6 protein-coding genes and 3 pseudogenes are annotated in these 8,662 nt (G+C 70.6%); 4 read left to right on the plus strand and 5 right to left on the minus strand.

The features are described from left to right. Positions 1-141: 141 nt before the first annotated feature. From IH50_RS43670 to IH50_RS0136460, 4 genes and pseudogenes are all read left to right on the plus strand, one after another. A pseudogene (locus IH50_RS43670) lies at positions 142-1,041 on the plus strand (IS701 family transposase); the annotation flags it as partial. A gap of 111 nt (positions 1,042-1,152) precedes the next feature. Then, a pseudogene (locus IH50_RS43015) lies at positions 1,153-1,245 on the plus strand (fic family toxin-antitoxin system, toxin component); the annotation flags it as partial. A 64-nt stretch (positions 1,246-1,309) separates the two neighbouring features. Beyond that, positions 1,310-1,559 (plus strand): annotated as a pseudogene (locus tag IH50_RS42235) (hypothetical protein); the annotation flags it as partial. 123 nt (positions 1,560-1,682) lie between these two features. Further along, positions 1,683-2,495, plus strand: coding sequence for an alpha/beta fold hydrolase (locus IH50_RS0136460; RefSeq protein WP_030872753.1), 813 nt, complete (start codon positions 1,683-1,685; stop codon positions 2,493-2,495). 373 nt (positions 2,496-2,868) lie between these two features. Here the strand turns inward: IH50_RS0136460 and IH50_RS41395 are convergent, their stop codons facing one another. The 5 genes from IH50_RS41395 to tap all read right to left on the minus strand — a co-directional run bounded on the left by IH50_RS41395 (position 2,869) and on the right by tap (position 8,145). Beyond that, positions 2,869-3,297, minus strand: a complete 429-nt coding sequence (locus tag IH50_RS41395; RefSeq protein WP_107062233.1) for a hypothetical protein — start codon at positions 3,295-3,297, stop codon at positions 2,869-2,871. Positions 3,298-4,049: 752 nt separating this feature from the next. Then, a complete protein-coding gene (locus IH50_RS0136475; protein WP_030872759.1) occupies positions 4,050-4,415 on the minus strand; it encodes a hypothetical protein in 366 nt (121 codons plus the stop codon). Positions 4,416-4,859: 444 nt separating this feature from the next. Continuing rightward, the gene (locus tag IH50_RS42245; RefSeq protein ID WP_199822196.1) at positions 4,860-5,306 is read right to left on the minus strand and encodes a hypothetical protein; all 447 of its coding nucleotides are present in this window, start codon (positions 5,304-5,306) and stop codon (positions 4,860-4,862) included. A gap of 47 nt (positions 5,307-5,353) precedes the next feature. Beyond that, a complete protein-coding gene (tpg, locus tag IH50_RS0136490) occupies positions 5,354-5,911 on the minus strand; it encodes a telomere-protecting terminal protein Tpg (protein ID WP_030872770.1) in 558 nt (185 codons plus the stop codon). A gap of 14 nt (positions 5,912-5,925) precedes the next feature. Next, on the minus strand, positions 5,926-8,145 hold the full coding sequence (gene tap / locus IH50_RS0136495) for a telomere-associated protein Tap (protein WP_030872774.1): 2,220 nt from the start codon (positions 8,143-8,145) through the stop codon (positions 5,926-5,928). Between the last annotated feature and the right edge of the window lie 517 nt (positions 8,146-8,662).

Here is an 8,662-nt window from a genome sequence, read left to right on the forward strand (position 1 = left end):
CTCAGTAGTACTCTAGTTGCAATTCGCTATTCCTGCTGGTCAGTGGTGTGTTCGCGAGTGTACTCGGCTGATGTCCCGTCAGGTGCGGGAGGTTCGTGACCTCGAGTACGACGGGCCGTTGTGTTTGTCGTGCAAGATGATGTGCGGCCCGATGTCTGGTCGGCGGAACTGGAAGAGCTGCTGGTGCGGATCGGTCACCGGTTCGGGCGGGTGGATCCGCGGTGGCGGATGCGGGCCTACGTGCACGGCCTGCTCGGGCCGGTGGGCCGCAAGAACAGTCCCCCAGCGGGGGTACCCCCAGGCAGCTGGCGGAGCACGCCGGTCACCGTACTCCCGCCGGGCTGCAGCACCTGCTGAGCCGTGCCTGCTGGGATCCCGACGAGGTCCGCGACGACCTGCAGGAATACGCCGCCGAGAGGCTCGGGGACCCGGCAGGAGTGCTGATCATCGACGACACCGGGTTCATCAAGAAGGGCACGGTCTCGGCCGGCGTGCAGCGGCAGTACTCCGGCACCGCCGGCCGTACCGAGAATCCCCCAGAGGGGGTACCCCCAGCCAGATCGGCGTCTTCGCCGCCTACGCCACGGTCAGGGGTCGCGCACTGGTGGACCGGGAGCTGTATCTGTCCAAGTCCTGGACCTCCGCCCCGGACCGCTGTGCCCAGGCGAAAGTCCCCGATAGACGCGCGTTCGCCACCAAGGGCGACCTCGCGAAGGTCATCATCATGCGGGCACTGGCCTCGCCGCTGCCGATCGCCTGGGTGACCGTCGACTCGGCCTACGGCCAGGAGTGGCGGCTGCGCCGCATGCTGGAGGAAGCCGGCGTCGGCTACGTCCTGGCCGTGCCGAAGTCCCGGCATGTCCACGCCGTCGGCCGCATCGACTTCGCCGTCGTCCAGGCACCCGAGGACGCCTGAGAACGCCACTCCTGCGGGGCCGGCGCGAAGGGGCCACGTGTCTACGACCGGGCCGCCGCCCGGCTGTCCGCGATCATGAGCCCACCCACGACCGGTGGGTGCTGGCCCGCCGCAGCCTGGCCCGCCGTGGTGCACCGGGCGGATACGGTGAGGAAATGATCTCACCTGACCGTAGAGCGGCTGAGCGTGAGGCGGCGGAGACGATTGCCTATCGCGTGGCGGAGAGCGTGAGGGCCAAGGCTGCTGTCGCGCTGGTACGCGACGCGGCTTCCGGAGCGCTCGGCGTTGCCCGGGTCGCCCGGCAACTGCGCGACTGGACTACCCCCTGACCCCTACGGGACTACTCGGAGTTCTGCAGGGCGGGGTACGTGGAGCCGGACTGTTCCGGACGGGCTGGGAGAGATCGCGAAGCCGCTGTCCTCCGGCGTGGTCCGGCCGCGGAGCGGCGGAACACAAAACACGCCTGGGGTGCGAACACACAGGTCCGAACCCCGTGGACCGAGGCAGGCCGGGTTCCAGGATGCACGTCCCGTCGGATGCGGACGGACTGCCCCTCCTCGTCGCCGTCTCAGGCGCCCACACCCACGACGGTGAAGGGCTGAAGCCGACAGCGGAGGGTCACCGGACGAGACACGACCCTCATCACATAGGACACGGTCCGAGTCCGAGCGGGGCCTTCTCGTACCAGGACCGGCGGGCCGGAGCCTGGTTGGCGTGCAGTGCTCGACGGGTGGACCCTTGAAGAACCGTGAAGGGAGTACGGACGATGGGGCAGTGTGTGCGTGCGAACGGACTGGACATCTGGACCGAGCAGGTCGGCACCGGGCCTGACGTCCTGCTCGTCGGAGGGCTCGGTGACACCGTCGAGTCCTGGCAGTTCCAGCTCGACGGGTTGGCCGACCGCTACCGGCTGACCGCCTTCGACAACCGGGGAGCGGGCCGGAGCACCATGCCCGAGGGCCCTGTCTCGGTCGAAGCGATGGCCGACGACGCCGCCGCGCTGCTGCGGGCGCTGGACATCCCCTCCGCTCATGTCGCCGGCTTCTCCGGCGGCAGCGTCATCAGCCAGGAGCTGGCCCTTCGCCACCCCCGGCTGGTGCGCAGCCTGGTCCTCCAGAGCACCTGGCCGGTGCCGGATGCCTACCTGCGCCGGTGGTGCCTGTTCGTCCGCCGGCTGGTCGAGACGGCCCCCGACGAACGCACGTTCCTCGAGAGCTTCTTCCTGGACATCTACACGGCCCGGGCACACAACGACGGCACGGTCGACCGGTTCATTGAGGACGTGCTTGCCTTCCCGCACAAGCAGACGCCCGAGAACCTGAAGCGCTTCCTCGACGCCGTCCTCGACCACGACACGACGAACCGTCTGCCGGACATCGAAGTGCCGACACTGGTGCTCGCCGGCGGCCGCGACTCCACCAGCCGCCCCGAACTCTGCCGCGCCGTCGCCGACGCGATCCCCGGCGCCCTGTTCGCGGTCATGGAGGAGGAAGCACACCAGCCTTTCCAGGAGATCCCCGACGAATGGAACGCCCGCGTCGACGCGTTCTGGCGGGAGGCGGAGCCCCGCACCGCGTGACCAGGAGAAGCCCAGAGCCTGACCGCGCCCAGGAACCGGCACGCCGGATCAGCGGCTCGGCCTTCGCTTCCCCGCTCCCGCACGATGCCACGGCCGGGCGGTCCCCCTCCGGCAGCAGGTGGACGGTGCACAGAGTCGGCGTGGAGCCGGGCCCGGCGGTGGCTTCAGCGTGCCTTGAGCGCCACGTGGTTCAGGGCCGTGCCTACTCGGGGATCGGGTGGGCCACCGGACACATCGACGCCGAGTTCGTCAACGAGTCTCTTGAGGTAGGTGTCGATGGTGGGCTCCACCAGTTCGGCGTGGGTCGTGATGGCGCGGCGCCCCGACGTCAGACCACGAACCCGGTCGCCGCGGCGGCCGCGGCGACCGGCCGTCACAGGCAGTCCAGCAGGAGGCAGCAGCCCGCCCACATCGAGCCGCCCACCGCCGTACCGTCTTTCGGCGTCCTCGGCCGCGTTGTGATCCCTGGTGGGTGTTGCTGGTGATTGCATGCGTCTCCATGGCCGGCAGCGGTTTCGTGAGTCCGGCGTTGGGGGGTATGTGCTTCGGCGTGGATGGTGGTGTGGAGGATGCCGGGGTTGTCGAAGTGGTGGTGTACCTCGCGGTATGCCCGGGTCCGGGCCGTCTCGAAGATCGAGTGATTGCGCCCCGGCCCTGTGGTATTGGTGCGGAACTGCTTGGTCTCCCGCCAGCGCGCGGGCGGCGTGTGGCCGCTCAGCGTCTCTTCCAGGCCGCCGAGCGTGTGGAGTCCGCCGTGGAGCCACTCGGTGCTCCAGTCCGTGTGCGGCGGGTTCTTCATCATCAGCCCCGAGCACGCCGCATCGCCGTCCAGCGTGGCGCAGGCCCTCGGTGACGGCGGCGTAGGCCAGTGGCTTGCGCCGGACGTACTCGGTCCGTGTCACCGCCTCCGCCAGGGCCCACACCGCATGAGCATGCCCATTCACCGGGTTCTCCATGACCGCGTCGGGCAGCGGATGCGACCCCACCGGCGACACCCCCGCAGTGCCGCATCCGAGTGGTCCGCATCCACGATGAGGAGATTGCTCATCGCCGACGGGTTCGCCTCTACCTACCGACGGGTCGTTGCCACCGGCCGCTGCTCACGCCGGATCCCCTCCTGCAGCCGGTTCGTCGCGTACGGTCGCAACGGCAGCCACAACTCGTTCCACTGCACTGCGGGCAACTCGACGTTCATGCGCTGATCATCCCGAGCCGGCGGGGCCGGGAGAGCCGGACGCGCCGCGGTCTTCGAAGTCCGTCACAAGCCAAGTCAGATGGTGAGGCTCTCCCTGCCGGGAACCACCACCTACTCCCGACTCGCCGAACTCTCCCCGGCTGCCACGTAGTTCGCGGGGGGAGCACTCCGAAGATCCCAGGGCCTGCACGCACACCAGTTCCGATGCTCGCGGCTCAGACATCGCACCCCAGTGCGTAGAGGCCCCGGGTCCGGTGACCCTGGCCCCGGACAGCGAAGGATCCCGGGCCGCCCGTGCGTCCTGGGATCCTTCTCGCCGGCCTCACCGCCGCTCACCAGTCGTCAGGTGTGCTGCTCACTCACGCGATCGGCCGGTCCTCGCTGGTGCGGTCCCGGTGCGGTTCCTCCACCGAGGTCTCGTGTCCGCCGGGCAGGACGCAGATCCGCTCCCAGCGGCCGTGTTTGCCCGCACAGACCTCGCTGAGCCTGGCCGCGTCGCCCTTCGCCACGGCCTGGTCGTAGCGGTCCTGGAACGGCTGGAGGCGGGTGCACAGCTCCATGCCGAGCTCCGTTTCCGCCGCCTCCACCCGGGCCCGTGCTTCCTGCACTCCCGGGTCGGACGGCACAGCCGAGATGACGTCCTCCGCCTCCGCGAAGGCCCTGGCGCCAACGTGCCGCCGTACGGCGTCCTGCACATGCCGCTCTTCCTCGGGGGCGGTCCTCATGCCGCTCCTTCCGTGGCCGCCCACTCCAGCCCGAGACCAGCCGGCGCGGTGAGCTTGTCGACGGTCAGCTTGGCCCGGCGGCTCTTGCTGTTCGACAGGAACACCCCGAGCTTCACCTCCGACCCGCCCGGGCCTGGTACTGCGCCAGGGCCGCAAGGCCCCTCTCGGAGGCGCTCACGGGCGCCGTGGACGGCTGTAATTTCGGGGTTCGTAGTTGGTGTGGTGCGGGTGGCTTGAGCTGGGGTGGTGTGGATTCTCTGATGACAGTTCCGGCGCTTGCGGGACGCTGGAGGGAAGTGGTGACGGGACGTTTGGCCTGTGGTTGTTTGGGGTTCGCTGACAACGGTGGTGTGGTGTTGGTGATGGTGTCCGGCGTCTAACGGGATGACGTGGGTTTGTGCTGGTCGGCGGCTTGTTGCGCGGTCAGGGCTTGTGTGGGTGGGCCTACGCCGGTCCCGGCTGGGGCGGGTTGCCGCCGGTCCAGTACAGGGCGGTGTCGATGTCGCGTGCAGTCCAGCCGTCGGCGCGTGCTTTGCCGTGGTGGAGGAGATCGTCGAGGAGCTGGAGGTAGCGGCCGTAGCGTCCCGGTGTGGGGGTGAGGGAGAGGTTGCTGGTCTTGGGATCATCCACGGTGAACGCGGGCAGCGCGTGCGCCAGCACCGCCGGTTCGACTCCGCACGGTTCGGCGAGCACAGCCCGCCCGGCTTCGTTGAGCACGATCTCCGCATCGGCCCGCACGCCGCCGCCGTGGTTGCGGGCGGGGGAGTTGCGGTACGTCCACAGCCGCAGCACCCCCGCGGCCGGCAGGCCGTAGCGGTCCGCGGCCCGGTGGATCAGCGACGAGGTCAGCTCCCCGGCCAGCGGCACGGTCCGTAACGCTCCTGCTGTCACAGTTCTCCCCGTACCCTTTCTGCTTCCGGCTCCGGCGCCCTGACCGCCTACAGCTCGAACTGCAGGTCGACGATGTCCTTGAGTTCCACTTCGAGGCCGTGGGCGCGGCGGCCGTCGTCGCGGAAGTACACCTCCCCCAACGCCTCGGCAGCGAGCTTGCGGAGGTCGTCCTCGTCGGCGCCTGCTTCCTGGGCTTGAAGGAGGCGGGCGGTGTGGTGGGGCGGGAGGGCGAGGGTGAGGTGACGCACGCGGGCCTGGTCGGTGCTGCCGACGGCGGCGGTGTAGCCGAACCGGGCCTGGACATCGATCATGATGCCGTTCGTGGTGGCCGCGGCCTGTTTCGCCTTCGCCCTGATCTGGGGCTGCCAGCGCGTGCGGACCTCGCGTTCGAGGCGGTCGGCGAGCTCCGGCCGGGGCTTTTTGATCTGGTTCTTCACATAGCGTTCGACGGTGCGCTGGCTGATGCCGAGCAGCTCGGCGACGCGTCGGGTGCTGCCTTGGTGCTGCTTGACCAGGTACCGTATCTGCGCCCTGGCGGACTTGGGAACGGGCCGCGTGAACGCGCCCTGCACTGCCTTGTCGAGTTCTTCCCCGATCGTGACCATCGACCCGTGTCCCCTTATTCCCCGGTGTCCTTGGCGGTGACCGTGCCGGTCTTGATGTAGCGGGCGAGGTTGGCGACGTGGCCGTCGGCGCCGAGCTGCTCGAGCACGTCGGCGCCCCACAGCACGCTCTGGGTGCCCTCGTGCTTGACCATCCCTGGCGAGACCCCCAGCCGGAACGAGCCCGGCACGGTCTTGCCGTCGGCGCCGTAGGGCAGCACGTCGAGCGGGCTGGGCCCGTCGGCCGCGTACACGGCGCAGTCGGACAGGACCGCGACCGGGTAGCGGCCGGTGGCCGCGGCCAGGGCGAGCATCTTGCGGTGCATGTTGATCCGGGCCCGGGAGATCACGGTCGCGCGGATGTCCGGCCGCCACGTCGGGCGGGCCAGGGCGGGCCAGGCCTGCCCCGGCTTCCAGCCGCCGCCGCGTGCCTTCTCCTGCAGCTTGCCGATGCCGCCCTTGAGGGTCATCTTGACCGCGTCCACGACGATTCCCAGCTCCGGGTCCCGCTGCTTGTAGCCGTCCATCGCCTGAAGGAACTGCGCCGGGCCGAGTTCATCCGTGACACCGAGGTCGGCCATGGTGGCGACGTAGGCGTCGCGCAGCCGCTTGTACCAGCCGTCCAGGAACCGGCCCGCCTCGCGGCGCACCCACGCCTCGACGGGGGCGACGTCGTACCCGAGCTCGACGGCGTAGGCGACGGTCGGGGTGGCGTACCAGGCCGGACCCGTCGGGCGCTGGCCGGTCGGCGTGAACGGGCTGGGCAGCAGATCCCCTTCGAGGTCACGCCACTGCTTGCCGACCTTCACCCGGGACAGGTCGACGTGGGACAGGTCCACCAGCCAGGAACCGGGGACGGCCGGGTCGAAGGCGGGGTCGGCGACGTGCACGGGCGGGCAGGCCAGACCGACGACCGCGCCGTTGGCGGCCGCACCGAAGGCCAGGTTCACATCCAGGCCGACCAGGTACCCCTGCATGCACTCGGCGTCGGTCAGATCCCGCGCCCAGTCGTAGGCCTCCTCGAACAGCCGCTCGCCGGGACCGCGCACGTGGAAGCGGGGCAGATGGGCCAGGACGGGGTGTCCGTCGATCGCCTCGCACGGCGCCGGGTCCACCGGCTCGGTGCCCAGTGACCCGGGCCGGTGCTCGCGGTGCCGCCGGCCGTCGGCGTCCGGCCCGCTCGCGCGCGTCGGCGGGCTGAGTGCGGTCATCAGCTGCAGCCCTGTCACGGCCGTTGAGCCGACCGGCGTCATCACCCGGGCCGCGTACACGCCCAGCACCCGGGCGAGCTCCGGCGGCGGCAACCGGGCGGCATGGCCCCAGGAGCGGTCGTCCAGGGCACGCCAGGAGGGGATGCACAGCTGCACGCACTGACGGCGGCTGCCGTGGGCGGGACGGTAGATCCGCGCCCACGGCCCCAGCCCGCGCCTGGTGAGCTGCCAGTCGGCGCGCTCAAGCTGCTTGACGACCTTGTGTCCTTCCGGCAGCCGTCCGGCAAGCCGCTCGGCCTCGGACAAGGTGGCGGGCAGGCCGTAGCGCTCGCACGCCGCCTCGGTGAGCACCAGCAGCGGGTCGCCGTCCTTTCCCGAGCCGTGCAGCTTCTCCGACCCCAGCCGTGCCTCGGCGAGCGTCCACTCCACCAGCGCAGGCAGCGACTTGGCGGGCACGTCCAGGATCAGACCGCCGACGCCGTAGCCCGTCACATTCCGGTCGGAGTCGGCGTCGAGGACGAGGAGCGGACCGTGCGCGTAGGCACCGCCGGGCGCGGGGGTGCTCGCCGGGGCGGCCTTCCTCGCAGTGGGTCGCCGCGAGCTCTGCGGCGCCCGTTCGGCACGCGGCACCGGCCGCTGTGTCGCTGCCGCGTGCCGAACGGGCGCCGGGAGAGCGGCCGACGGCTCCTCGGCCTCCGCCGTGGCAGTAGCTTCCGCTGCCCCGCCCATGGGCCCAGCCTGCGCTGCGGTGCCCGTGTCCTCCTGCGGGGCGCCGCTGCTCCGGGGGGCGGGGTAGAGCGCGGCGAGCTGCTTCAGCAGGCGCGCGTACGCCTCCCGCTCCGGCGGCCGCGGCTCGCTCTTGCCCGCCTCCCAGCCGCCCACGGTCGCCCGCCGCACACCCAGGGCGGAGGCCACCTCGTCCAGGGTGAGCGCGTGCGCCTGGCGCAGCCGCCTGCGCTCAGCCGGCGGCGGGAGCGGGGAGCGGGACGCGACCAGCGCGTCGACCGCGTCGAACAACTCGGACATGGGACACCTCCGTCCCCGACCCTACCTCGAAACGCGCTTATCGCGTACCAATAGCGCACAGATCACGTGCCTATAGCGTACGAGCAGTGTTCGGGGTGATAGCGTCCGGTCAACGGACTTGGATGGAGTCAGCGGCCTGTAGCGCACGTGTGCTCGGGGGCGGGGTGAAGTGGCGCGAGCGCATGCGACGTGTTCGAGGGGGAGCGGTGGCGGCAGCGAGTGACGGCTGGGCGGGCATGGGCTGGGACTGGACGGATGCCGACGACATCCGCCGGCGCCTGGACCAAGGAGCTGATCCGGAGCGCTGGAACGGGAGCAGGCCCCTGCATCGGGCAGCGGTGTTCGGCTCCCCGGAGGCTGATACGGAACTGGCCCGCCGGGTTGCGGATGTGGACGCGTTTCAGAACGGGGTGACGGCTGCATCTCCCCTCCTGCTGTGGAGACCGTGACCGGAGGGATAGTTGGGGGTCATGGCATCCAGGAAGCGCATCTACGACGCCGAGTTCCGTGAGGGGGC

The organism is Streptomyces sp. NRRL S-37, assembly GCF_000721605.1.
Classification (GTDB): domain Bacteria; phylum Actinomycetota; class Actinomycetes; order Streptomycetales; family Streptomycetaceae; genus Streptomyces.